Source organism: Arthrobacter sp. 260, assembly GCF_013116745.1.
GTDB lineage: Bacteria > Actinomycetota > Actinomycetes > Actinomycetales > Micrococcaceae > Arthrobacter_D.
In genome coordinates, this window is record NZ_JABFOE010000005.1 from 177600 (window position 1) to 202831 (window position 25232).

Annotated in this window: 22 protein-coding genes; 6 read left to right on the top strand and 16 right to left on the bottom strand. The window is 65.1% G+C overall.

Translation table 11 applies throughout. The annotated features are described in order from the left end of the window. Positions 1–6 precede the first annotated feature (6 nt). Positions 7–2127 (top strand): PASTA domain-containing protein, encoded by a 2121-nt coding sequence (locus HMI57_RS08015; RefSeq protein WP_171585417.1) that lies wholly within the window; start codon positions 7–9, stop codon positions 2125–2127. A gap of 95 nt (positions 2128–2222) precedes the next feature. Here HMI57_RS08015 and HMI57_RS08020 read toward each other — a convergent pair whose 3' ends face one another. Next, positions 2223–3617 carry a 3-deoxy-7-phosphoheptulonate synthase class II gene (locus tag HMI57_RS08020; protein ID WP_171585480.1) on the bottom strand — a complete coding sequence of 465 codons (1395 nt, stop codon included), beginning with the start codon at positions 3615–3617 and terminating at the stop codon, positions 2223–2225. Between the two features lie 82 nt (positions 3618–3699). Then, the gene (locus tag HMI57_RS08025) at positions 3700–4617 is read right to left on the bottom strand and encodes a lysophospholipid acyltransferase family protein (RefSeq protein WP_346655163.1); all 918 of its coding nucleotides are present in this window, start codon (positions 4615–4617) and stop codon (positions 3700–3702) included. 132 nt (positions 4618–4749) lie between these two features. Between HMI57_RS08025 and HMI57_RS08030 the strand changes: the two genes are divergently transcribed. Next, positions 4750–5514 (top strand): alpha/beta fold hydrolase, encoded by a 765-nt coding sequence (locus HMI57_RS08030; protein WP_171585418.1) that lies wholly within the window; start codon positions 4750–4752, stop codon positions 5512–5514. Further along, positions 5511–6002, top strand: coding sequence for a hypothetical protein (locus HMI57_RS08035; protein ID WP_171585419.1), 492 nt, complete (start codon positions 5511–5513; stop codon positions 6000–6002). Before HMI57_RS08030 ends, HMI57_RS08035 begins: the two co-directional genes overlap by 4 nt. Before the next feature lie 33 nt (positions 6003–6035). On the opposite strand, the gene HMI57_RS08040 is transcribed toward HMI57_RS08035, so the two are convergent. From HMI57_RS08040 to HMI57_RS08065, 6 genes are all read right to left on the bottom strand, one after another. After that, the gene (locus HMI57_RS08040; protein WP_228720988.1) at positions 6036–6923 is read right to left on the bottom strand and encodes an EamA family transporter; all 888 of its coding nucleotides are present in this window, start codon (positions 6921–6923) and stop codon (positions 6036–6038) included. Next, positions 6920–7651, bottom strand: coding sequence for a phenylalanine--tRNA ligase beta subunit-related protein (locus tag HMI57_RS08045; protein ID WP_171585420.1), 732 nt, complete (start codon positions 7649–7651; stop codon positions 6920–6922). The genes HMI57_RS08040 and HMI57_RS08045 overlap by 4 nt, the downstream gene beginning before the upstream one ends. After that, positions 7648–8250 (bottom strand): XRE family transcriptional regulator, encoded by a 603-nt coding sequence (locus tag HMI57_RS08050; protein WP_171585421.1) that lies wholly within the window; start codon positions 8248–8250, stop codon positions 7648–7650. The genes HMI57_RS08045 and HMI57_RS08050 overlap by 4 nt, the downstream gene beginning before the upstream one ends. 455 nt (positions 8251–8705) lie before the next feature. Beyond that, a complete protein-coding gene (locus tag HMI57_RS08055) occupies positions 8706–9527 on the bottom strand; it encodes a PKD domain-containing protein (protein WP_171585422.1) in 822 nt (273 codons plus the stop codon). Between the two features lie 132 nt (positions 9528–9659). Next, a complete protein-coding gene (locus HMI57_RS19065) occupies positions 9660–10388 on the bottom strand; it encodes a DUF6318 family protein (protein WP_228720989.1) in 729 nt (242 codons plus the stop codon). Between the two features lie 117 nt (positions 10389–10505). After that, complete coding sequence (locus HMI57_RS08065) at positions 10506–11618, bottom strand: ROK family glucokinase (RefSeq protein ID WP_228720990.1); 1113 nt, start codon at positions 11616–11618, stop codon at positions 10506–10508. A gap of 139 nt (positions 11619–11757) precedes the next feature. Between HMI57_RS08065 and HMI57_RS08070 the strand changes: the two genes are divergently transcribed. Then, the gene (locus HMI57_RS08070; protein WP_171585424.1) at positions 11758–13566 is read left to right on the top strand and encodes an AMP-binding protein; all 1809 of its coding nucleotides are present in this window, start codon (positions 11758–11760) and stop codon (positions 13564–13566) included. Positions 13567–13571: 5 nt separating this feature from the next. On the opposite strand, the gene HMI57_RS08075 is transcribed toward HMI57_RS08070, so the two are convergent. Beyond that, the gene (locus tag HMI57_RS08075; protein ID WP_171585425.1) at positions 13572–14975 is read right to left on the bottom strand and encodes a mycothione reductase; all 1404 of its coding nucleotides are present in this window, start codon (positions 14973–14975) and stop codon (positions 13572–13574) included. 125 nt (positions 14976–15100) lie between these two features. Further along, a complete protein-coding gene (locus HMI57_RS08080; protein WP_171585426.1) occupies positions 15101–18508 on the bottom strand; it encodes a pyruvate carboxylase in 3408 nt (1135 codons plus the stop codon). Between the two features lie 208 nt (positions 18509–18716). Between HMI57_RS08080 and HMI57_RS08085 the strand changes: the two genes are divergently transcribed. Beyond that, positions 18717–19553 carry an AAA family ATPase gene (locus tag HMI57_RS08085; protein ID WP_171585427.1) on the top strand — a complete coding sequence of 279 codons (837 nt, stop codon included), beginning with the start codon at positions 18717–18719 and terminating at the stop codon, positions 19551–19553. 102 nt (positions 19554–19655) lie between these two features. On the opposite strand, the gene HMI57_RS08090 is transcribed toward HMI57_RS08085, so the two are convergent. The 5 genes from HMI57_RS08090 to gcvH all read right to left on the bottom strand — a co-directional run bounded on the left by HMI57_RS08090 (position 19656) and on the right by gcvH (position 22717). Next, positions 19656–20249 (bottom strand): MerR family transcriptional regulator, encoded by a 594-nt coding sequence (locus HMI57_RS08090; RefSeq protein WP_171585428.1) that lies wholly within the window; start codon positions 20247–20249, stop codon positions 19656–19658. A gap of 197 nt (positions 20250–20446) precedes the next feature. Then, complete coding sequence (locus tag HMI57_RS08095; RefSeq protein ID WP_171585429.1) at positions 20447–20953, bottom strand: bifunctional nuclease family protein; 507 nt, start codon at positions 20951–20953, stop codon at positions 20447–20449. Positions 20954–20965: 12 nt separating this feature from the next. Then, positions 20966–21715, bottom strand: coding sequence for a MerR family transcriptional regulator (locus HMI57_RS08100; RefSeq protein ID WP_225668011.1), 750 nt, complete (start codon positions 21713–21715; stop codon positions 20966–20968). A 10-nt stretch (positions 21716–21725) separates the two neighbouring features. After that, entirely contained in the window at positions 21726–22223 is a 498-nt protein-coding gene (locus HMI57_RS08105) for an FHA domain-containing protein (protein ID WP_171585430.1), read from the bottom strand. A gap of 107 nt (positions 22224–22330) precedes the next feature. After that, a complete protein-coding gene (gcvH, locus tag HMI57_RS08110) occupies positions 22331–22717 on the bottom strand; it encodes a glycine cleavage system protein GcvH (RefSeq protein WP_171585431.1) in 387 nt (128 codons plus the stop codon). A 135-nt stretch (positions 22718–22852) separates the two neighbouring features. Here gcvH and HMI57_RS08115 point away from each other — a divergent pair, with 135 nt between their 5' ends. Continuing rightward, entirely contained in the window at positions 22853–23899 is a 1047-nt protein-coding gene (locus HMI57_RS08115; protein WP_171585432.1) for an ATP-dependent DNA ligase, read from the top strand. A gap of 48 nt (positions 23900–23947) precedes the next feature. Here the strand turns inward: HMI57_RS08115 and ligD are convergent, their stop codons facing one another. Then, entirely contained in the window at positions 23948–24970 is a 1023-nt protein-coding gene (ligD, locus tag HMI57_RS08120) for a non-homologous end-joining DNA ligase (RefSeq protein ID WP_171585433.1), read from the bottom strand. Between the last annotated feature and the right edge of the window lie 262 nt (positions 24971–25232).

The window sequence follows — 25232 nt, forward strand, 5'->3', positions numbered from 1 at the left end:
CGAAGGGTGCATGAACGGCAGAACGACCCGCTGGTGGGCTCGGTGGTGGACGGGCGGTATCTCGTGCTGTCGCGCCTTGCGCGGGGCGGCATGTCGACCGTTTACCGTGCCACCGACCAGCGCCTTGACCGCGACGTGGCACTGAAGATCCTGTACCCCCACCTCGCCGAGGACGCCAGCTTCCTGGACCGGTTTGAACGCGAGGCGAAGTCAGCGGCACGGCTATCCCACCCCCATGTGGTGGGCGTCCTGGACCAGGGAGTCGAGGACTCCGCTGAGCGGTCACTCGCCTACCTGGTGATGGAATATGTGCCAGGCAAAACGCTTCGGGACCTGCTGCGGGAGAAGGGGCGACTGACCCCCCGAATCGCCCTGGCCATGATGGATCCCGTGGTTGAAGGACTGGGCGCGGCTCACGACGTCGGGCTGGTCCACCGCGATGTGAAACCCGAGAACGTCCTGCTCGCCAGCAACGGCCGGATCAAGATCGCCGACTTCGGCCTCGCCCGCGCGGTCTCCACCACCACCAACACCGGCACCCTGATCGGCACGGTCGCCTACCTGTCCCCCGAGCTGGTCACCGGCGGAGGTGCTGACGCCCGCAGCGACATCTACTCGGCTGGCATCATGCTGTTCGAACTCCTCACCGGAAAGCATCCCTACACCGGCGATGTTCCCATCCGGGTGGCCCTGCAGCACGCCAATTCCACGGTGCCCGCCCCCTCAACCCTGGTGCCCGGGCTCGCGGCGGACATCGACGAGCTGGTCCAGTGGTGCACATCGGTCGACCCAGAGGATCGGCCCATCGATGGCAACGCCCTCCTCGGCGAACTCAGGCACATCCGGACCACCCTAACCGACGAGCAGCTGGACTTCGAACTTCCCGACGATGACGAGGGTAAAGACGACGCCCCCACAGCGGCGACCGGTGCAGTGCCCGGCGGGACCGAAGTGATCGATTCCCTCGCCGGCAGCGGCGCCACCGAGGTGATCGGCGGACGTGGCGGCCCGAGACCAACAGAGGTGATCGGGGCTGACCAGTTCAGGACGTCGGTGATCGCCAACGACGTCCAGCACACCCGCGCGTTCCGGACGGCACCGGAACCTCAGTCCGCACCGCGGCAGGAGCCGGATTCGAAGACCCGCGACAAGGCAGCAGCGCGGGACTTCAAGGTCTATCAGAAGCAGCAGGCAAAGGCGGCCCAGCGCCCCGAAAAATCCCTGCATCCGGGACACCGGGGCCGCCGCAACGCACTCTGGATTGTCCTGTTGCTCCTCCTTGCAGGCTTGGCGGCAGGGGTCGGCTGGTTCTTCGGCGTCGGTCCCGGCGCCCTGGCCACCATGCCCGACGTCGTCAACCGCTCGGTGCCGCAGGCGGAACTGCTGCTCGCAGAGAGTGGCCTTGACTCCCCCCGCTCGGAGGAGGAGTTCCATGACGAGGTGGAGTCCGGCCTGGTGATCCGCAGCGAGCCGGCGGCGCAGACACAGCTTCGCCGCTACGAGTCAGTCGAACTGTTTGTCTCCAAGGGGCCCGAATTGTTCGCTGTCCCCAACGTGGTCAACCGCAGCGAGGCGTCGGCGACTGAACAACTCGACGGAACCGAGCTGGCGGTCGGCGAGATCACCCGGGAGTTCAGTGCCGACGTCGCAGACGGGCTGGTCATCAGCCAGACGCCCGCCGCTGGCGAGCAGTCACCGCGCGGGACAGCGGTCAACCTGGTGGTGTCGCAGGGCCCGGAGCCCATCGACGTCCCGGTGGTGTCCGGCCTGTCCAGGGCCGAGGCTGTTGAAGCGATCGAGGCCGCTGGGCTGGTCGCCGCCTTCGCACCCGACGGCGAGAACAGCCGGGACATCCCCGAGGGGGCCGTCGTCGGACAAAGCCCATCGGGCGGGCAGCTCACCCGTGGCGAGACCGTCACCCTGACGTTGTCCCTCGGCCCGCGCCTCGTGGAAGTGCCCAACGTGTTCTCCCAGCGGGAGGAAGCGGCAGTGGCCGAGCTCGAGGCGGCCGGTTTCGTCGTCGTCGTTGACTACACCTTCGGCAGTTCCGTGCTGGGGCTGGTAGCGGGCCAGGACCTGACCGGTGAACAGCCCGAGGGGTCGACGGTCACCATCACAGTCACGTAGCCGTCTCTCATTCCCGAACCACCGGGGTGCGCCCCAGAAATACTTCGGGACACAACAAAGGCGAAGCGTTTCCGCTTCGCCTTTGTTATGTGCTGCTAGCGCTTGGAGAGTGCTCCGGCAACCAGGAATGCCATCTCAAGGGACTGCATGTGGTTCAGACGGGGATCGCAGACCGATTCGTAGCGTTCCAGGAAGGCTTCCTGGTCCACTGGATCGGCGCCACCCAGGCACTCGGCGACGTCGTCGCCGGTCATTTCGACGTGCAGGCCACCCGGGAAGGTCCCCAGCGAGTTGTGAACCTCGAAGAAGCCTCGGACCTCGTCCATGACGTCGTCGAAGTTGCGGGTCTTGTAGCCGTTCGGCGACGTGACGGTGTTCCCGTGCATGGGGTCGGAAACCCACAGCACCTGGGCGCCGGAGTCGGTGACCTTCTGGACCAGCTTGGGTAGCTTCTCGCGGATGTTCCCGGCACCCATGCGGGTGATGAAGGTCAGGCGGCCCGGTTCGCGGTTGGGGTCAAGCTTGTCGATCAGGGCCAGCGCATCGTCCGGGGATGTGCCGGGGCCGAGCTTGACGCCAATCGGGTTCCGGACCCGGGAGAGGAAGTCGATGTGCGCGCTGTCGATGTCGCGGGTGCGCTCACCAATCCACAGGAAGTGGGCCGAGGTGTCGTACGGCAGGCCCGTACGGGAGTCGGTCCGGGTCAGAGCCCGCTCGTAGTCGAGCAGCAGGGCCTCATGGCTGGCGAAAAACTCCACCCGCTTCAGCGCCTCGAAGTCGGCGCCGCAGGCGTCCATGAAGCGGACGGCGCGGTCGATCTCACGGGCCAGCGACTCGTAACGCGAGTGCGCGGGGTTGGCGGTGAATCCCTTGTTCCAGTGGTGCACCAGGCGCAGGTCGGCGAAACCGCCCTGCGTGAAGGCACGAATCAGGTTCAGGGTCGAAGCCGACGTGTGGTACGCCTTGACCATGCGGGAGGCGTCATGGCCCCGCGATTCTGGGGTGAAGTCGTAGCCGTTGACCATGTCGCCGCGGTAGGCGGGGAGGGTCACGCCTTCACGGGTCTCGTCGTTCGATGAGCGGGGTTTGGCGAACTGTCCGGCCATCCGGCCCATCTTGATGACGGGAAGTGATGCGCCGTAGGTCAGTACCACTGCCATCTGGAGGATAGTGCGGACACGGGCGCTAATCCGGTCTGCGGTCGCGCCTTCGAAGGTCTCGGCGCAGTCGCCGCCCTGGAGCAGAAACGCCTTCCCCTGCGCGGCGGCGGCCAGGCGGCTGCGCAGCACGTCGACTTCACCGGCGAAGACCAGCGGTGGAAGGGTGGAGAGCTCCTTGACGGAGGCCGAATACACGCTGCTGTCCTGCCAGGTGGGCTGCTGCGAAATCGGCAGCTCGCGCCAGTGATCGAGCATGGAGTCGGTCTGCTGGCTGCTCTGCCCGGCTGAGGAAACGGTGGAATCGGTGGGTGCGAGGATATCAGTCACCAGTTAAGCGTAATGGTTCAGGCAACCCGTAGTGGCCAGGGCCGTCACGCAGCCGGGCGGCGCTGTCATATTGTGCCGGCCATTACTACCGCTTGCGGGTCAGCCAGGATGGGAGCTTGATGCTGGTGAGCTTGTCGCGGACCGAGGCCTTGTCGGTCACCAACGCGTCAGCCGCGTCCTTCCCGGTTCCACCCTTCCCGGCGTCGACGTCCACCTTGGGCCCGGTGGGTTCGTGATCGGTCGACGTCGTATCGGTAGCTTTTGTCTCTGACGCCTTCTTGTCGGAGGCTTTCTTGTCAGCGGACTTCTTTTCTGTGGCCTTCGCGGCCGCCAGCTTTTCCTTGACACTGCTCGCGTACACGTCCACGTACTCCTGGCCGGAGAGCCTCATGAGTTCGTACATGATCTCGTCGGTGACTGACCGCTGAACAAAGCGGTCCTCCGCGAGTCCCTTATACCGGGAGAAGTCCAGGGGTTCACCGACGATGATGCCGATCCGGCGAATGTTGGGGATGCGCCTGCCGATGGGCTGCACCTTGTCGGTGCCGATCATCGCCACCGGGATCACTGGCACACCCGTGGCCAGAACCAGCTTGGCAACGCCTGTCTTCCCGCGGTACAGACGTCCATCCGGGCTGCGCGTTCCCTCGGGGTAAATCCCCAGGATGCCGCCGCCGTTGAGCACCGCTTCCCCGGCGCTCAGCGAGGACGACGAAGCAGCACCGCCCGAACGGTCCATCGGGAGCTGGTTCGAGAGACGGAAGAACATCGCGGTGAGTTTGCCCTTAATACCCTTGCCCGTGAAGTACTCGGACTTGGCCAGGAAGATCACCGGGCGCGGCACCGCGATCGGCAGAAATATGGAGTCGGAGAAGGAGAGGTGGTTGCTGACCAGCACTGCTGGGCCCTCTGCGGGGACATTGTCCATTCCCTTTACCCACGGGCGGAAGAGCAGACCCAGAATCGGACCCACAATGATCCGCTTCATGAACCAATAAAACACGCTGACAGCCTTCCTAGACCCGGACGGGACCACACGGGAATCCCCCACTGATGATCGCGCTTTTCCTTGAGAGACTACTCTAAGGGGCGCCTCCGCTGGTAAGGCATCGACAGCAGGTGGCACGATGGGGCTATGACATCCAGTGCCGGCCCGGTCGCCTTCTCCAACGATGGTTTTGGGGAGGCCTCCCGCATTGGGGTAGTGATGAGCCACGGCTTCACCGGATCCCCGGTCAGCCTGTTGGAATGGGCGCGGTATCTTGCGGACCAGGGGTATGCGGTGAGGCTGCCGCTGCTTGCCGGGCACGGAACCACCTGGCAGGAGCTGGCCCGCACTCCGTGGCAGCACTGGTACGCCAGTTATGAGGCCAGCTACCGGGAACTGGAAGAATCGACCGACGTGGTTGTCGCCGCTGGACTTTCAATGGGTGGAACCCTCGCCCTGCGGCTGGCAGCATTGCAGCCGGTGGCTGGCGTCGTCGTCGTCAATCCGGGCCTGACCATCGCCGATCCGCGGGCGCGCTACGCGGGACTGCTGAAGTACGTGATGCGGTCGGTGCCGGCGATCGCCAACAACATCAAGAAGGAAGGTCTCGACGAGGGCGCCTACGCGCGGACCCCCGTCGCCGCCGTCGTTCAGCTCTCCAAACTGTTCCGGGAGACGGTGGCGCAACTGCCCAGCGTTACCGCCCCGACGCTGGTTTTTCGTTCATCAGTGGACCCGGTGGTACCGGAGAGCAGCATCGAGGTATTGCAACAGCGGATCGGGAGTGCTGAACTGGAGATTGTCCGTTTGGAGAACAGCTATCATGTTGCGACCATGGACCATGACGCGCAGTCAATTTTTGAACGCTCAGCGCAATTCATCCAGCACGTGACGGCAGGTAGCACCGCATGACATCCCGAGGTCAGGAACCCAACGAGTCCACCGACGATGCCGTGTGGCAGGATTTGGTGGCGCGGCTGGAGCAGACTCCCAGCGCGCCGGACAGGGCGGGCGAAGAAGCCCCAGCGCCGGCACCCGAACGTAACGCGGGTGTGGGGATGTCCGATCAGGAGCGGGTGCGCGCTCTGTTCGAGAATCAGCCCCGCCGCTCCCCCGCAGGTCCCCGCGACTACACCCCGAAGGAATCCGACGACGACGAGGACGAGGGGTATCACCCGCCGGAGCCACCGGCTTTGGGCACGGGCGAACCGCTTCTGGTGCTCGCCTGGTTCGGTGCCGTGGGTGGACCGATCGCCCTGCTGCTCCTCGCCATGTTCTGGCGTGCAGCACCGCTCATGATGATGCTGGGAGTGTTGGCCATCTTCCTGGGCTCGGTTGCCTTCCTCATTTTCCGGCTCCCCAAGACCCGCGACTTCGACGACAACGGCGCGGAAGTCTAGCGAGGCTTTTGCCCAGATAGACCTGCGGTTCAGTCACCCGGGAACGTGGAGCGTTTCGGCCCGTGGGGTGGCAGAGGACTTGTCGCGCCGGCCTCCTCGTTGAGCGGCGGCTCCGGCGATCACCACCAGGGCAATCCCGATGATCTGCAGGACCCCTAGCTGCTGTTGAAGAATGATCAGCCCCAGCAACACCCCAAACGCCGGCTCGAGCGCCATCAGGGTTCCGAAAGCCGTCGGGGTCATTCGGCGCAGGGCGAGCATTTCCAGGGCGAAGGGCAGCACCGGCAGCAGGACCGCAAGCCCCAACGCCGCAATGAGGATGCTTGGGGTGATCTGCCCGACCGCCTGGGGGATGCCGATGGTTGCCGCCGCGAGTGCCGCAATCGGCACGGTCAGTGACAGGGAGCCGATCCCGGTAAAGCGGTCGCCGATGCGCTGTGTCAGCAGAATGTAGACCGCCCACCCGACGGCGGCCATGGCTGCGAACCCGACCCCGGTGGGATCGAACTCTCCCCGCCACGGTTGGGTCATCAGGACCACACCGAGTAGGGCGAGCGCTGGCAATAGCAGGGCGCTTCGCCGGTGGCTGCGGATCGCTGCGACGGTCAGCGGTCCAAGGAACTCGATCGCTACGGCGGTTCCCAGGTCGATGTGCTCCAGCGCTGCGAGGAACCCGACCGTCATGACACCCGTTGCAAGGCCGAGGCCGAGGATGGTGGGGACGTCCTGCCGCCGGATCGAGCGCAACGGCGGGCGGACCAGGAGGATCAGGATGATCGCTCCCATACTCAGGCGCAGCCAGGCAGTTCCCGCGGGTCCAACGGCTCCGATCATCTCGACTGACAGGGCGGAGCCGAGCTGGACGGACAGCATCGCGGTGACCGCCAGCCCCCACGGCGGGATCGGAAGTGTTCTGGTCATGGCTGTTCCCGAGGGGTCTCCATGAGACGCCTGGCCACCTGCACATCGGGGCCGAGCCGTTCCAGGTGGGTGTACAAGTCGGCGGTGGCTTGGCCGAGCGCCTCGTCCGAGAGTGGAGCCAGCGCGTCGAGAATAAACAGCGCACTGGTGGTGTGGTCATGGAGCTGTGTTCGCCGTCCCTGGCGCCAGTTCCAGCGCCGGCAGGTGACTCCGGCGTCGTCGCACCACACCACTTCGCCCGGCTCCGGGTGTTCCACCGTCGCTTCTCCGCCGGTTGCGGTATCGAAGGGTTCGGTGCCGTTGGCGCGGATCAGCCGTGGGGCGCCAACGTAGCCGGCCAGGTCCTCTCCGCCCAGGGGGATCTGGTGCAGGACCGAGATCGCGTTATACATGTCAGTCAGACGGTTTACCCGGGGCAATCCGGTTGCGGCCCGGCGCACCAGTGCCTCAAGACTGTTCCTGGTGCGCTGCGGTTTGGCGCCGAAGGCCCGGTAGGCATCGCGCCACGCTGCCACGTGCGGCACGTCCTCCACCGGTCCGGCGGCGAGGAGCTGGACCGCGAACGCTTCGGCCTTTTGCAGGAGTGCTTCGCTGACGTCGTCGCTGGGGCCCGGCACCAGACCATCGACGGCGATGAGTACGGCCCGGTAGTCCGGGCGCAGGGCGAATACCTCGGGATCCACCCCGGCGGACTCGACCAGGTGCTGCAGCGCGCCCTGTTCACTCATTGCTTGCCTCCGATTGAATGCCCCAGCCCGACGCCAGGCTCAAAGACGGCCATGGCGAATCGGGTGGGTTCGGCTGTGTCGTTCCGGTAGGAGTGGTCAACATCCCCGGGGAAGGACAGGGCGTCTCCCGGCCCGAGCACGATTGGCTGGTCATCGACCACGACCGTGAGCGAGCCTTCCAGCACCTGTAGCAATTCCTTGGTCCCCTCAGAGTGGGGCTCGCTTGGATGGTGATCTCCGGGCACCATGACCCATTCCCAGAGTTCCACGACGTCAGGTGATTCGGTGCCCGCTACGAGAATGCCGCGCCCGCCGGCCTCCGACGTCCAGAGCGCGGCTCCCTCGCCACTCCTGGTGACGGTGACGGGTTTGGGCGCAGGCGACTCCACCAGGGCCGGAAGTCCGACCCCCAGGGCGTCGCTGATCCGCAACAGGGTCCCGACACTAGGGTTCACTGCGCCCTGTTCAACATTGATCAGCATTCGTCGGCTCACTCCTGCGGCCTCGGCCAACTGCTCGAGTGTCAGGGAGCGAGATTGCCGCTCCTGTTTGACCCGTGCCCCGATTGCCGCTGCGAGAGCGGTGGTACTTGCATCCATAAGTGCATGATACTGCACTATTAGTGCAGTATGCATCCTGCTCGTACTTCCTTGACGGCCGGATGGCTACTGTTTGGGGCGCTTAGTGCAGTTGTGGCGGGTCCTCCCGATTACGCGCCGGGTGCTTGTGCAGTTGTGGCGGGTGCGTGAATTTGCCCCGCGTTGCTTGTGCAGTTGTGGCGGGTCCTCCCGATTACGCGCCGGGCACTTGTGCAGTTGTGGCGGGTGCATGAATTTACCCCCCGCTGCTTGTGCAGTTGTGGCGGGTCCTCCCGATTACGCGCCGGGCACTTGTGCAGTTGTGGTGGGTGCATGAATTTACCCCGCGTTGCTTGTGCAGTTGTGGCGGGTGCAGGTCGCAGGCACCCACCACAAGTGAACGAATGGTGGAGCCTACCCACCACAAGTGCACACCTTAAGATCGCGGCGGGTCCCACAGCTACTCTGCGAGCGTGTCAGCAGCCAACCCCGGCGGGGTTCTCTAGGCAGTTATCCGCGACACTGTGCCGCTCACTGCGCCAGATACTCATCAGGTGCGGTTCCGACGAGACCCGGGCGAGGCCTGCCACCGGTAACCACGGCCCGCCATCAACCGAGTAGTCCCCGGCGAACAACGTGTCCAGCTGGACGAAGTAGTCGCCAGTTTCCGTATACAGATGACTCGTGGGGGTTTCGGTATCAAACCCGTCGCCTGGGACGGCGCTTCCGGGGTTGGAGGTGGTCAGGCTTGTGCCGTCACCGTAGGACCATTCATAGGAGACCGGCCAGGCACGCAGTTCGATCTGGGCGTTCTGGAACTCGAAAGTGAATTCCTGGTCATTGGCGACGGCGTAAAGGTTGCTGTGGGCGTTCCGCAACCCAAACTGGTCTGGCTGAGAAAAGACACCCGCAGCCAGAATCGGCTGACTCTCGAACTCAGTCAACGTGATGATGATCGGTGCTTCCCCGAGGGTTTCGGCAGTCGGTGCCACCGGTGGTTGTCCCGGGTAAAGGCACCCGCTCCGTCCCGTCGCCGTCTCAGTGGGTGGACTGGTGTTCCGGTTGACCTCAATCCACTGCACCAACATCCCGTCGGCCTGCGCATCACACTGGGCGTTCAGCTGCACACAGTATCCGGGATCCATGAAGTCTTGAGCGCCGGCTGTGCAGACCCGCTCGTAGATGTAATCAATCCCGTCATCGGTTGGAAGGTAAGCGTTGGTAGCTCCGGCGGCTTCCCGTTTCCCTGAACCACCAGAACCACCAGTGGATTCACGGCTGACATTCTTTGCACTCACGTTGGATTCGTCAAAGGTAATGCCAGACTCGCTTTCAGCTGCGAGAGCAGGCGCCACGGAGATAGATAGAGACGAGGCAACGCCGACAAATACTGCGATCGTAATGGCTAACCAAGTTCTGCTCATGCGACGTCACGTTCCCTCTGGTGATCCAAAATCAAGCATGATCCACCTATTTTGTTCATAGATCGCGATTAGGACATCGATGCCTGGCTCCGAGCTTGGCGACTCTCCCACAGCCTCACCGGACTGCGAGAACAAGGTCACCTCGCCTTGCCCCACTTCGACAAAAGAATTGATAGAACCAGCCGTGTTAAGTTCAAAATCAGTGGAAAAGGTAAGCACTTCGGCTTCTCCACCGGCTACCCAACCGCCGGAAGCGAATTGCTCTTGAACTCCCTCAACGACGTTGGCGCAGGTCCCGCATCCGCTATCAGTGATCTCGAGAAACTCAGCCCAGTCGTTGGTGATGTACCCGTAGCTAAAGAGTTCGAACCAGTACTCGGTGAACGCCTCCAGGCCTTCTACCGAGTTCTCGTCGGCGAGGGCGGGTTTCTCGGGCACCGGGATGTTGGCGGCTGGACCGTCTGACGACGCTGCGGTCGGTTCGGGCGCGGCGGGTTCAGACGGTGCAGTCGTATGTGTGGACAACGGGCTTGTGGGTTCCGGAGCCGAGGCGGAGGTCTCCCCCGCAGTGGGGCCCGGCGGCGATGCGTCGCCCTGACATCCCGTCACCAGTAACCCGAACACGATGGCAACTGCGACGGTCCGGCTGCGCGGGTGGAACAAACTACGGAGCGGGAGCAAGGTGCTGGGTTGGATCAAACTGCGGAGCGGGACCAGACGGCGGGGCGGGGACATGCTACGAGGCTGTGACACTGTGACTCCCGGGGATGTGGGGCCGAGTCGAAGCTATCGAAAGACAACAGAATAGCGGAATCCGAAATTTTGCCAACAGTTATCCACAGCCCGAAAGAGTCAGCTCCGGGAGGTTCGCGCGCCTCTCAATCGCGGACTGAGCCGGGACAGATCCGCCGCTCCCACCAGCCCCGCGTATGGCCCCAAAGCTGCTGCCTCCACCCGGGCAGCTGGACGAAAACCCCTGCCCGTGAGGTTCCGCGCGAACGCCCGGCGGGCCGGCTCCAGCAGCAGGTCGCCCGCAGCCCCCAGACCGCCGCCCACCACGAACGTCCCAGGGTCCAGCGCCGCCGCCAGGTTGGCCATCCCCAGCCCAAGCCACTGACCGACGTCGTCCACCAGTTCCCGGCAAGCGGGATCGCCCTCGAGCGCCAGCTTGGTCACCACGGCACCGGTGATGAGCTGGGGGTCGCCGTCGACCTCGCGCAGCAGAGCCTGCGCCACAGGCGAATTTGCCACCGCCAGTTCACGGGCCTCGCGCCCGAGTGCGTTGCCCGAAGCGTACTGCTCCCAACAGCCGCGGTTTCCGCACTCACACCTGTGCCCCTGCGGCACGATGATCTGATGCCCAAATTCTCCCGCGACGCCAAAGCGCCCACGCTCCAACGCGCCGTCCATGATCATTGCCCCGCCAATGCCTGTCCCAAGGGTGATGCAGACCAGTCGGCTCTCCCCCTGTCCGGCGCCGAACCGCCATTCGGCCCAGGCGGCGGCATCGGCGTCGTTGACCACCGTCACGCGGCGGCGGAGGATCTGCTCCAGATTGTGGCGGAGCGGCTCGTTCCGCCAGGCCAGATGGGGGCTGAACAGTACAGTCCCGTTGGTCAGGTCCATCCAACCAGCTGCCCCAATACCGACGGACCGGATGCGGTATCCCACTGACAGTTCAGCCACCAGTTCGGCGATGACCGCTTCCACGTGCCGCGGGTCCTGACCGGGTGTGTCCCGGCGTGCCTGCGCCAGGATGTTTCCCCGGATGTCGACGACGCCAGCCGCGACCTTGGTTCCACCAATATCGATCCCAATGGCGAGCCCCCGCCGCAGGAAGTTCGGCGAATCAACTGGACCGGCAGCGACCCCCGGGCGACGTCGGCCCGGTCGTCCGCCCGGCCCAGGGACGCGCGGCTGGCCCCGCGGCCGGGGCGGTGCTGCGGCGTCCGTCTGCCTGATCATGGGTGGCCCTCTTCCCTGCGTCTGCTATTGGCGTTGCCTTACCGTTACCGATTCGTACATTACTGGAGAGTATTTACACCTGTGGAACCTATAGGCTAAAGAAATCCCGCAGGTTTTGGAGATATCAAAGGAGATAGTCGTGCGCGAATACAGCGTCCCCGTCCTGGTGGACACCCCCCGTGACAGCAATATCACGGAGCTGGTTGTCAAACAGGCTTCGAAGCCCTCCAACCCGGCACTGTTCTCGAAGAAGGACAGCGCCGGAGAATGGCAGGGCATCCGGGCGACTGAATTCCTCGCCGACGTCCAGGTGCTGGCTAAAGGTCTGATGGCCAGCGGCGTGCAGGCCGGCGACCGCGTCGCAATCATGGCACGCACCCGCTATGAATGGTCACTGGTTGATTTCTCGATTTGGTTCGCCGGAGCCATCTCGGTCCCCGTCTACGAGACCTCCTCCCCGTCCCAGGTGGGCTGGATCCTTGAGGATTCAGGGGCTGTCGCTGCGTTCGTCGAATCGGCACGCCACGAGAACGTAGTCCGCCAGGCATCCGCCGCAGCCAACATCCCGGGCGCCCAGCATGTCTGGCAGCTCGACGGCAACGGACTCGACGCCCTGCGCAGCGCTGGCAGCGGCATCGACGACGCCGCCCTGGACGCCCGACGCCGGACCGCTGGCCTCGACGACGTCGCCACGATCATCTACACCTCGGGAACCACCGGCAAGCCCAAGGGGTGTGAACTGACCCATGGGAACTTCGTTGAACTCTCGGTCAACGCTCAGGCCGCTCTCCCCGAGGTCGCCCACGAAGGCGCTCAGACCATCATGTTCCTCCCCCTTGCTCACGTGTTCGCCCGGTTCATCTCGGTCCTGTGCGTCGCCGCTGGTGCCACGGTGGCCCACACCCCCGATGTGAAGAACCTGCTCCCGGACCTACAGAGCTACAAGCCCTCCTTTATCCTCGCTGTCCCCCGGGTGTTCGAGAAGGTCTACAACAATTCAATGCTCAAGGCCGAGGACGGCGGCAAGGGCAAGATCTTCCACGCCGGCGCCAAGGTGGCCATCGAATGGTCCAAGGCGGATCAGGCCGGCAAGGTCCCGTTGATGCTGAAGGTGAAACACGCCGTGTTTGACCGGATCCTGTTCAGCAAGATCCGCGAGGCGATGGGCGGCCGGGTGGAGCACGCCGTCTCCGGCGGCGCGCCACTGGGTGACCGCCTGGGCCACTTCTTCCACGGCATCGGCCTGATGGTCCTCGAGGGCTACGGTCTCACCGAGACCACCGCCCCAATCACCGTGAGCACCCCGAAGAAGATCAAGATCGGCACCGTGGGCGCCCCGCTTCCCGGCAACGCCGTGAAGATTGCCGACGACGGCGAGATCCTCGCCAAGGGTGTGTGCGTGATGCGCGGCTACTACAAGCGCGACGACCTGTCCGAGGAAGCGTTCGTCGACGGCTGGTTCCGCACCGGCGATATCGGCGAGCTCGACGACGAGGGATTCCTGAAGATCACCGGCCGCAAGAAGGAAATCATCGTCACGGCCGGCGGCAAGAACGTGATCCCAGCGCAGCTGGAAGACACCATCCGCTCCAACGCCCTGGTATCGCAGTGCGTGGTCGTCGGAGATCACCGGGCGTTCATCTCCGCGCTGATCACCCTCGACGAGGAGGCCCTGCCGGGCTGGCTGGACCGGCACCAGCTGCCGAAGGACACCACCGTCGCCCAGGCAGCCGAGCACCCACTCGTCACAGCCGAGGTGCAGCAGCTGGTGGATCAGGCCAACGCGAACGTCTCACAGGCGGAGTCGATCAAGGCCTTCCGCATCGTGGCCACCGACTTCACCGAGACCAGCGGCCACCTGACGCCGTCCCTGAAGATCAAGCGAGCCCAGGTCCTGAAGGACTACTCCTCGGTGGTCGAATCGATCTACTCGGCGCCACGCGCGTAGCGGGTTTACCCGGCCTTCAGGGACAGGAGCGCGTTTTCGACAACCTCCGTGAGGGCCGGGTGAATCCAGTATTGCCCGCTGGCCATGGTCTGGGCGTCCAGGCCGAAGGACATGGCCTGGATCAGCGGCTGGATGATCATCGAGGCTTCGTGCCCCATGATGTGGGCTCCCAGCAGTTGACCGGTGCCTTGGTGAGCGATGAGCTTCACAAAACCTGTGGTGTCTTCCATGGCCCAGCCGTAGGCGGTTGACCCGTACTGCTGCACAACGACGGTGACCTCGAACCCTTCGGCCTCCGCCTTCGCCAGCGCCTCGGTCTCCGTCAGCCCGACGACGGCGATCTGCGGGTGGGTGAACACGGCCGCCGGGACGAAGCGGTGGTCGCTGCGGCGCAGCTCGTCAGGGTGGGTCACGTTGTGCGCGACGATCCGCGCCTCATGGTTGGCGACGTGTTTGAGCTGGAACCTGTTGCTGACGTCGCCCAGCGCCCACAGCCCGTCCACCGGCACGCCATCCCGGAGCACCCGCTGGTGCGAGTCGACCACCAGGCGGCCATCGGCTTCCAGATCCAGCCCGACGTCGGCCGCTCCCAGACGGTCGGTGTTTGGCACTCTTCCAGCGGCCACCAGGACGACGTCGATGTCCAGTACGCGGTCGTCGCCGTCGCCCGCCAGCACCGCGCGGACCGAGCCGTCGTCGTTGGCGGTGAGGGAGGAGACCGTGCGGTTGAGAACTACGTCCCACTGGCGTGAGGCTTCGGCGGTGAACGCCTCGGAGACGCTGTCGTCGAGTGACCGCAGCAGGGTCCCGGAGCGGTTGACCACCGTGACCGCCGACCCGAACGCGCCGAAGATGTGCGCGAACTCCGCGGCGATGTAGCCCCCACCGAGGATCAGGATCCTGCCCGGGAGCTCCTCCAGCCGCATGATGGTGTCGGACGTGTGGACCTGCGGCAGGGTGATGCCCGGGATGTCGGGAAGGAGCGCACGCGAGCCGGCGGCGATGACCACCTGCTCGGCGTGGATTTCCTCGCCCGCGCCGGTGACGAACGACTTGTCGCCGGTGAACCGGACGTACTCCTCGTAGAGGGTGACGTTATCCAGTTCCTCGGCCCGGTAGTGTCGGCCGGCCTGGGAGATGGCGTCGATGCGGGTGAAGATCCGGTCACGGATGGCCCGCCAGTGCACGTTGCGCAGCTCCAGGTCGACGCCCAGCCGGGAGGCCTCGCGCGCATCGGTGGCCTGCTCGGCCGGGTAGACGAACATTTTCGTCGGAATGCAGCCCACATTGAGGCAGGTCCCCCCGAAGGTTCCCCCATCAATGATCGCCACCTTGCGGTTGTCCCAATCCGGTGTGATCAGGCTGTTCCCGGATCCGGATCCGACGATTACCAGGTCGTAGTGGGTCATCGGCGGCCGCCGTTAGCGGAGCGTTCTTGCAGGGACATGGTTCCTCACGGGTCAGTGGGGCGCAGCGAAGGGCGCCCGGTCTCAAGCAAAACACTAGCGCACCCTCCCCCGCGCCGAGGTACCGGTTAGGCGGGCTCCACCACGATCAGCAGGTCGCCACCCTGCACCTGCGACACCTTCTCGACGGCGACACGTTTGACCGTACCGGCGACCGGCGAGGTGATGCCCGCCTCCATCTTCATGGCCTCGATCGACGCGATCGTGCCGCCCTGTTCAACAGTGTCACCCTCGGCGACCGTAATGGTGACCGCCCCCGCGAACGGTGCAGCGATCTGACCGGGGATGGCCTTGTCGGCCTTCTCCGCCGCCTTGACGTCGCTGTGGATGCTCCGGTCCCTGACGACGACGGGACGCATCTGCCCGTTGAGGGTGCACATGACGGTGCGCATGCCCTTCTCGTCCGCCTCGGACACCGCGCTCAGCGTGGCGATGAGCCGGACACCCTTCTCCAGGGCGATCACATGCTCGCTGCCCTGCTGCAGTCCGTAGAGGTAGTCCCGGGTGTCCAGGACGGAGACGTCACCGTAGGTTTCCCGGGTGGCCAGGAAATCCTTGGTGGGCCCCGCGAACAACAGCCGGTTCAGGGTAGCGCGCCGCTGCGCGGAATCCCCGGTCAAGGCGGCCTGATCCTCGCTGCTCAGCTCGGTATCGCGGACCTTGACCTCGCGGCCCTGGAGCGCCTTGGTGCGGAAGGGTTCAGGCCAGCCGCCCGGCGGGTCGCCCAGTTCACCGCTGAGGAAGCCGATCACGGAGTCGGGGATGTCATAGTTCTGCGGGTTCTGCTCGAAGTCCGCGGGGTCCACGTTGGTGCCCACGAGTTGCAACGCCAAGTCTCCGACCACCTTGGACGACGGCGTGACCTTCACCAGCCGTCCGAGCATCCGGTCCGCCTCGGTGTACATGTCCTCGATGGCCTCGAACCGTTCCCCGAGACCCAGGGCAATGGCCTGCTGCCGTAGGTTGGACAGCTGGCCGCCAGGAATCTCGTGGCGGTAGACCCGTCCGGTGGGACCGGGGAGGCCGGATTCGAAGGGTGCATACACCCGGCGGACCGCTTCCCAGTAGGGTTCCAGCGAACACACATCTGCCAGGGAAATGCCGGTGTCGCGTTCAGTGTTGGCCAGGGCCGCGACCAGGGCCGACGCCGAGGGCTGGCTGGTGGTGCCCGCCAGCGAGGCGCTGGCGACGTCGACGGCGTCGACTCCTGCATCGACCGCGGCCAGCAAGGTGGCGAGCTGTCCGCCAGCGGTGTCGTGGGTGTGCAGGTGGACCGGCAGGTCAAAGCGTTCCCGCAGGGCGGTGACCAGCTGGGCCGCCGCGGCGGGCCGCAGCAGTCCGGCCATGTCCTTGATTGCCAGGATGTGCGCACCGGCGTCGACTATCCGCTGGGCCAGGTCCAGGTAGTAGTCGAGGGTGTAGAGCTTCTCCTCGGGGTCCAGCATGTTGGAGGTGTAGCAGAGGGCCACTTCCGCGACGGCGGTGCCGGTGGCGCGGACCGCGCGGATGGCAGGTTCCATTTGTGAGACGTCGTTCAGGGCATCGAAGATCCTGAAGATGTCGATGCCGGTCTCTGCTGCTTCCTTGACGAAGGCCTCCGTCACCTCCTCCGGGTACGGGGTGTAACCGACAGTGTTGCGTCCCCGCAGGAGCATCTGCAGGCAAATGTTGGGCAGTTCCTTCCGGAGCGCGGCGAGACGCTCCCACGGCTCCTCTCCGAGGAACCGGAGGGCAACATCGTAGGTGGCGCCGCCCCACGCCTCTACCGAGAGCAGCTGGGGCATCCGCCGGGATACGGCATCGCCGGCAGCCACAAGGTCACGGGTGCGCACCCGGGTGGCGAGCAGCGACTGGTGCGCGTCACGGAACGTGGTGTCGGTGACAGCGACGGCGGTCTGGGCGCGAAGCTCGGCGGCGAACTTCTCGGGGCCGAGCTCCTGCAGCCGCTGCCGCGATCCTGGACCGGGGGCGGCGTCGTGCTCGCCGGCAACGGGGAGCTTCTCGGCCGGGTCGATCTCAACGAGCCGCTCGCCGTGGGGTTTGTTGACAGTGACGTCGGCGAGCCAGGTGAGCAGCTTCGTGCCGCGGTCGGCGGACACCCTGGCGGTCAGCAGCTGGGGGCGCTCGTCGATGAAGTTGGTGGCGACGTCCCCGGCGATGAAGTCCGGGTCGTCGAGCACGGCCTGCAGGAACGAAATGTTGGTGGAGACCCCCCGCACCCGGAACTCGGCGAGGGCACGCCGGGCACGGGTCACCGCTGACTTGTGGTCGCGGCCGCGGCAGGTCAGCTTCACCAGCATGGAATCGAAGTGGGGGCTGATTTCGGCGCCCGCGTAGACGGTGCCGCCGTCGAGCCGCACCCCTGCTCCGCCGGCGGACCGGTAGGCGGTGATCTGCCCGACGTCGGGCCGGAAACCGTTTGCGGGGTCCTCGGTGGTGATCCGGCTTTGCAGGGCGGCGCCCCTGACCTGGACGCTGTCCTGGCTCAGGCCCAGATCGGCCAGGGATTCGCCTGCAGCGATACGGAGCTGCGCCTGCACCAGGTCGACGTCGGTGATCTCCTCGGTGACCGTGTGCTCTACCTGGATGCGGGGGTTCATCTCGATGAACACGTGTTGGCCGGCCCGCTCCCCGACCGTATCGACGAGGAACTCGACGGTTCCCGCGTTGACGTAACCCAGGGCCTTGGCGAAGGCAACGGCGTCGCGGTGCAGCGCCTGCCGGATGTCCTCGTCAAGGTTGGGCGCCGGGGCAATCTCGATGACCTTCTGGTGGCGGCGCTGGATTGAGCAGTCACGCTCGAAAAGGTGCATGACGTTGCCCTGCGCGTCGGCCAGAATCTGGACCTCGATGTGGCGGGGCCGGAGCACCGCCTGTTCCAGGAACATCGTGGGGTCGCCGAAGGCGGAATCGGCCTCGCGCATGGCTGCCTCCAGCGCGTCTTTGAGCTGCTCGCGCTTGTCCACCCGCCGCATGCCCCGCCCGCCGCCACCGGCAACCGCCTTGGCGAAAATGGGGAACCCGATCTCGTCCGCGGCGGCGATGAGCTCGTCGAGGTCTGAGCTCGGCTGCGAGGACTTCAGCACCGGGATGCCAGCCTTGCGTGCGGCCTCCAGCGCGTGGACCTTGTTGCCGGCAAGTTCGAGGACGTCTGCTGGTGGGCCGACGAAGGTGATGCCCGCCTCCTCGGCGGCCCGGGCGAGGCCGGGGTTCTCGGAGAGGAACCCGTAGCCCGGATAGATCGCATCGCAGCCGGATTCCTTGGCAACCCGGACGATTTCCTGCACGTCCAGGTAGGCACGGACGGGGTGGCCTTCCTCACCGATGAGGTAGGCCTCGTCAGCTTTCTGACGGTGGATCGAGTTGCGGTCCTCGTAAGGGAACACTGCAACTGTCTTCGCGCCGGCCTCGAAGCCAGCACGGAAGGCACGGATGGCTATTTCGCCACGGTTTGCTACCAGAATCTTCGAAAACATCGCTCTCCTGCGTACGTGCATCTCACCAGTGGATACGTGCGACCGTGTGCTACATCACGGCACTGCTCACCCTACCGCGCTGTGAGGTTCCACTCTTAACCCTTCGCAACATCGTGTTCCGGAAGCGGCGTGGGCTGGCTTCGTAACGGCACCCGGTCAACCTATGATGGGAGCGTTGTTCGACGAGATGTTAGGTATTGGGTAAGAAGTGCAAGTAGTGAGCATCAGCAGTCTCAAGGGCGGCGTCGGTAAGACTTCGGTCACTCTCGGACTGGCATCCGCAGCGCTGGCAGCCGGCATTCCGACCCTGGTGGTGGATCTGGACCCGCACGCAGATGCCACCACCGGCCTGGGCGTGAAGCCAGGCGACCGGATCGACATCGGGCGGCTATTGAGGAACGCCCGCCGCGGCGACCTCCCCGCCAATGTGGCACCGAGCGGCTGGGTAGCCTCCGCACGGCAACGCAACCTGCCGTCGTCGGGCGCCAAGCCCGTCCTCGATGTGGCCGTGGGCTCCGCCTACGCGGGTATCTATGACCGGCCCGATCTCGGCCGGCGGGACCTGCGCCGCCTGACCACTCTATTGTCCCGGGTGGAGGGCTACGGCCTTGTCCTGATTGATTGCCCGCCGTCTCTGAACGGGCTGACCCGGATGGCGTGGACCGCCAGCAACCGGGTGCTGCTGGTCGCCGAGCCGGCCCTGTTTTCCGTGGCAGGGACCGAACGAACCATGCGCGCGATCGAGCTGTTCAAGCGGGAGTTCGCCCCGAACCTGTCGACTGCGGGGATTGTCGCCAACCGGGTCCGGCCGAACTCGAATGAACATACCTTCCGGCTTGCCGAGATGCGGCAGATGTTCGGTGACCTGCTGTTGAGCCCGATCATCACCGACCAGGAGAACTGGCAGCAGATCCAGGGTGCCGCCCATTCGGTGCACCATTGGCCAGGGGAATTGGCGCGCCAGACGTCCGGCTACTTTGACGAGCTGCTGAGGAACGTGGTGGACTCGGGGCGGCTGCGGAGCCGGGTGGCACGTCGCGCCTGAGGCGTGGCGGGCGGGGCCTGCTGGGTCGAATTGACTGGCGGGCCCGACGGGATAAGTCCCTTGCCCCGGAAAAGGCGGGATTCCCTGTTGTGAGGCGGGAAGCTAGCTGATTTTGCGGGTGGCCCGGCGCTTGCTGAGTTCGTCGTCCGGGAAGTCCTGGTCCGCTGCGTGTTCGCTGGGTAGCGCAGCCAGGCTGCCTTCCACCTCGCGCCAGACCTTACCGACGGCGATGCCGAACACACCCTGTCCGCCCTGAACGAGGTCGATGACTTCCTCGGCGGAGGTGCACTCGTAGACGCTGGCGCCGTCGCTCATCAGCGTGATCTGGGCCAGGTCCTCGACGCCGCGTTCACGGAGGTGTTCGATGGCCGCACGGATCTGCTGCAGGGAGACGCCGGTGTCGAGGAGCCGCTTGACCACCTTGAGCACGAGGATGTCCCGGAAGCCGTAGAGACGCTGGGTGCCGGACCCGGAAGCGCCGCGCACCGCAGGTTCGACCAGACCGGTGCGGGCCCAGTAGTCGAGCTGGCGGTAGGTGATGCCGGCAGCTTTGCAGGCGGTGGGACCGCGATAGCCGGCGTCCTCGTCGAGGATGGGGAGGTCTTCGGTGAAGAGGAGGCCCTGTGCGCTGGCAGGGATGCCAGTTCCGGCCGCTACCGCGTTGGAACCCGTACCGGCGTCGCCTTTGGGACTCACGTGCTGCCTCCTCGTTCTGTTAACCGTTGGAATACTGGGCACGGCAGGCATTCGACACACACCAAGATTCTCAGGGTTTGCTCTCAAGTCTGCCCTGAGTTCATTGGTAGTGCAATGGAACCGTATGCTTCGACGTTAGATTGCCGGACACCCCAGGTCAAAGATGCGGGCCCTAAAGAGTTTGGCGTGTCGGGCCGTCAGCGCTCAAAATCCTCCGGCTCGACGTCAGCGAGAAACTCGCGGAACTGGCGCAGTTCGCGTTCGGCGTTCACCGGAGGGGTGGCGGGAGCTTCGTCGTCTTCCTCGGTCGCCTCGGTGATCTCGACGCCAGCCTCCTCCATGACCGAGGGCGCGCAATAGATCGGGCAGGGGACGCGGAGGGCGACGGCGATGGCGTCGGAGGCCCGGGAGCTCACCGAGGTGCCGTCGTCGAACACCAGCTCAGCGTGGAAGACCGTGTCCTCCACGCTGGTGAGCTGCACCTGCCGGACGGACCGGCCCAGGGCGTGGACCACGCTGACCATCAGGTCGTGGGTCATGGGGCGCGGCGGGACGATGCCCTGCTGGACGAACGCGATGGCGCTGGCTTCAGGCGCGCCGATCCAGATGGGAATGTGGCGTTCGCCCTGGGTCTCCTTGAGGAGGACCAGGGGCTGGTTGGAGGGCAGTTCGATTCGTACTCCGACAACTTCTACTTCAAGCATTTGTGGGCCGCCTCAGCTATCCATGCGGGAAATTTGTCCCTGCACTAGCGCCGTGTGCAGGTTGAGGCACAGCTCGCTGATCTCGCGGGCCATTTCGGCGGCGCGGGCCTTGGAGGCGACGTCACGCCGGGAGGCGACGGGTGCAACCACCCGCTCGACGAGGCCCAGTTCGCGGTCAGCGGCCGCACGGAACGGGCGGAGGTGACGGGGTTCAATGCCGTGACCTTCGAGCAGCACGCACGCCCGCGTGATCCGCAGGGCGTGTTCGTCGAATCGCCCGTCGACCGGGGCGATCAGCCCGAAGCCCACCAGGTCGAGGACCAGCGCGTGCCGGGCCCCTGCCTCAGCTGTCAGGGTTTCAAGCGTGAGTGAACGGGTATAGGAGTGCAGGTCGCGGGACAACTGCTCGGAGACCATCCGCGGCGACAGGGTCATCCCGCCGGGGAGGGACTCGGGCTTCTCGCCGCGGTCGATCGCGTCGACGTAGTCCTTGATGACCTTCAACGGCAGGTACTGGTCCCGCTGCAGCGCCAGCACGAACCGGAGGCGCTCGACGTCGTGCGGTGCGTACTTGCGGTAGCCGGCGCGGGTGCGCTGCGGCGAGATCAGGCCCTTCTCTTCAAGGAACCTGATTTTGGACGCAGTGATCTGCGGGAAGTCCTCGGACAGCTCCGTCAGGACCTCGCCGATGTTGAGCACGTTGCCGTGGACTCGCTCGGGAGCGATGCCTACGGTGCGCCGTGCTGACTGGGGTGAGGGCATGCAGCGGGACCTATTCCTGTCCGAGTGGCGGGACTGGGGGCTGCTGTGTTGCTGCGGTCTGGGCGCTGTAGAAGGTCAAACGGAACTTGCCGATCTGAATTTCATTGCCGTTGCGCAGCACCACATTGTCCACCCGGTCATTGTTGACATAGGTGCCGTTGAGGCTGCGGGTATCACTGACAGTGAACCCGCCCTCGACGCGCTCAAATTGGGCGTGCTTGCGCGACACCGTGACGTCGTCGAGGAAAATGTCGGCGTTGGGGTGACGGCCGGCGGTGGTCAGATCCTGGTCGAGGAGGAATCGCGCACCGGCGTTGGGGCCGCTGTGGGCGATGAGCAAGGCCGAACTGCTGGGTAGGGCCGTAACTGCTGCCTGCTCTTCGGGGGAAAGCTTGGGGTCCACCACGGCTGCCGGTGCCAGTGCAGGGATTCCGATGGTGGTGGTCTCCGGCGACGGCGCCTGCTGCTCTGATCCGCCATGCGTGGCTGCGTTCTCGTTGCCAACCATTGGTGTTCCCTCCCCAAAATATGTGGCCAACCAGTCGAGAGACCGATTGGCCACCGTGTCCTTGCAACGGTGATCTTGCCTAGCTGTGCCGGACGTGCCCGGTCCCTCTAGCCTACCTGCTGTGAGTACTCCGTTGAACTCAGAAGTTCATCCACAGCCGAGGGATCGGTGACCTTGATTTCGAGGAGCCATCCTTCCCCGTACGGATCGGAGTTGATCAACGCCGGGTTGTCCTCGAGGGCCTCGTTGCGTGCCACCACTTCACCGGTGACGGGGGCGTAAATGTCGCTGACGCTCTTGGTCGACTCGACCTCACCCACCACATCGGCGGCGGTAACGGGTGACCCGGCCTCGGGCATCTGGACGTACACCACATCACCGAGGGCATCCTGGGCGAAGTCGGTAATCCCAACGCGGACCACACCGTCGTTGCTGGGCGTAGTCACCCACTCGTGGTCGGAGGTGTACTGAAGATTCTCTGGAACGTTGCTCATGGGCGGCCTTTCGTCATACTCCGGTCGACTGGGCGCGACGTCCTGGGGATGCCACTGATCGAGTATAGGCATAGTGCCTGGTCAATGGGCAGGTGCGCACTACCCACTGACCGCCGAGTGAGGAAAGATCGAACCATGACCGATCTGCCCTTCCCCCTCCAGCCCATGCTCGCCAAAGCCGTCAGCGAGGTGCCCGCGCCCGACACCGTGACCGGCGGCCTGTTGTACGAACCTAAATGGGATGGCTTCCGGGCCATCATCCACCGCGACGGCGACACCGTTGACATTGGCAGCCGCGGGTCCAAGATGCTCACCCGGTATTTCCCCGAACTGGTGGAGGCGCTGAAGGTTTCCCTTCCCGAGCGCTGCGTGGTGGACGGTGAGATTGTGGTGCGCACCGGATCCCCGGGCAATGAGCGACTGGACTGGGAGGCCCTGTCCCAGCGCATCCACCCCGCGGAGAGCCGGGTCCGCCTGCTCGCGGAGGAGACACCCGCCTCGTTTATCGCGTTCGATCTGGTGGCCGACGGTTCCGAGAACCTTCTCGACTCCCCCTTCTCCGAACGCCGCGCCGCACTGGAACGGATCGCGGGCGAGTTCACCGCACCCGTCCACCTGTCACAGACCACCGATGACGTGGAGCTCGCCCGCCGCTGGCTGGTTGAGTTCGAAGGTGCGGGGCTCGACGGTGTGGTCGCCAAGCCGCTCGCTGCCGGGTACGAGCCGGGAAAGCGCCGCATGCTCAAGATCAAGCACCACCGCAGTGCCGACGTCGTCGTCCTTGGCTACCGGGTGCACACCAGCGGTGCCGGTGTCGGTTCCCTGCTGCTGGGACTGTACGACGACGGTGAGCTGCGCAACGTCGGCGGCGCTTCAGCGTTCACCAACAAGCGGCGGCTGGAGCTGGTGGAGGAACTGGAGCCCGACGTCGTGCGGGACGCCGACGGCGATGCGGTGCGTGGTGAGACCGACCGCAGCCGGTTCAGCGGGAGCAAGGATGTGTCGTTTGTGCGCCTGCACCCCCGCCGGGTAATAGAGGTCAGGTATGACCAGATGGAGGGCTCACGGTTCCGGCACACCGCCCAGTTCTCGCGGTGGCGGCCGGACCGTGACCCGGAGTCGTGCACGTTCGAGCAGTTGGAGGTCCCGGTGGCGTACGACCTGAGCGAGGTCCTCGCCTAGGTTACGTGCGGTCTGCTTGCCCTATTTATCCTTCCTGGCCTCGGTGTCCTACTTATCCTTTTTGGCCCGGCTGGGCTGGACGCGGGACGGCTCCCCCGGCATCTTGGGATAGTCCGGCGGGAATGGGAGTTCGCCCAGTCCCGAGTCGAGGTCGCGCTGCCACCAGCCCAGCAGTTCATCGATGGAGCCCGGCTTGTCATGGAAACGGGCCCATGGATCGCCAATGGTCTTGAGCCGGTCCGGCACGGTGAGGACTGTGTAGTTGCGGGGGTCGGCGTTCTCCAGTTCCTCCCACTCGATCGGGCAGGACACCGGGGCATGGGCCAGGGCACGAGGACTGTAGGCGCCGGCAATGGTGCGGTCCCGGTTGGCCTGGTTGAAGTCGACGAACACTTTCTCTCCGCGTTCTTCCTTCCACCACGCCGTCGTGACGGCGTCGGGCATCCGGCGTTCCAGTTCACGGGCGGCAGCAATCACCGCGTGGCGTACGTCCAGGAACTCCCGCACCGGTTCGATCGGCGCGAACACGTGTAGCCCACGGTTGCCTGAGGTCTTGATGAACGCCTCGAGCCCGGCCTCCTGCAGTACCTTGCGCAGCTCGATCGCGGCGGGGATGGCGTCGTCAAAATCGGTGCCAGGCTGCGGGTCAAGGTCAATCCGCAGCTGGTCCGGGTTATCCGAGTTGTCCGCCCGCGACGGCCAGGGGTGAAAGACGATCGTGTTCATCTGGGCGGCCCAGACAGCGGCGGCCGGCTCGTCGATGACGAGCTGGGGATGGGACCTGGCACTGGGATAGATCACCATCACCGACCGGATGTACTCGGGGGAACCCTTGGGCGGGTTCTTGGAGAAGAACTGCTCGCCCCCAATGCCGTCCTTGAACCGCTGCAGCGCCAGCGGACGGTCACCGTTGGCCGCGACGAAAGGCTCGCCCACCTCCACCAGGTATTTGGCCAGGTCCAGCTTCGTGATCCCAAGGTCGGGCCACAACACCCGGCTGGGACTCGAGATCCGCACATCACGGGTGCCATGGGGTCCGTCAACGGTCAGGACTGTCGCCTCAGATGCCATAGCTACAACATACTCCCGGGCCCGCTGGTTGTCCGGGAGGGAATCCCTTCCTTGCTCTGGTGAGCTGACGGTTCCCATGGATGGCAGTACCTGATCAAATGCAGCGGAAAACATTCTTAAAACATTCGTCATTAGATTGATTACTGCCGTTACAGTGGGGGCATCACGCACATACATTTATGTGCGACGGTCTCTTATATTCGCTTCTTTCAACGCTGGGCCAGCCTTCTATCGGGAGTTTTTTCCAGGCGTGGAGTGGCAG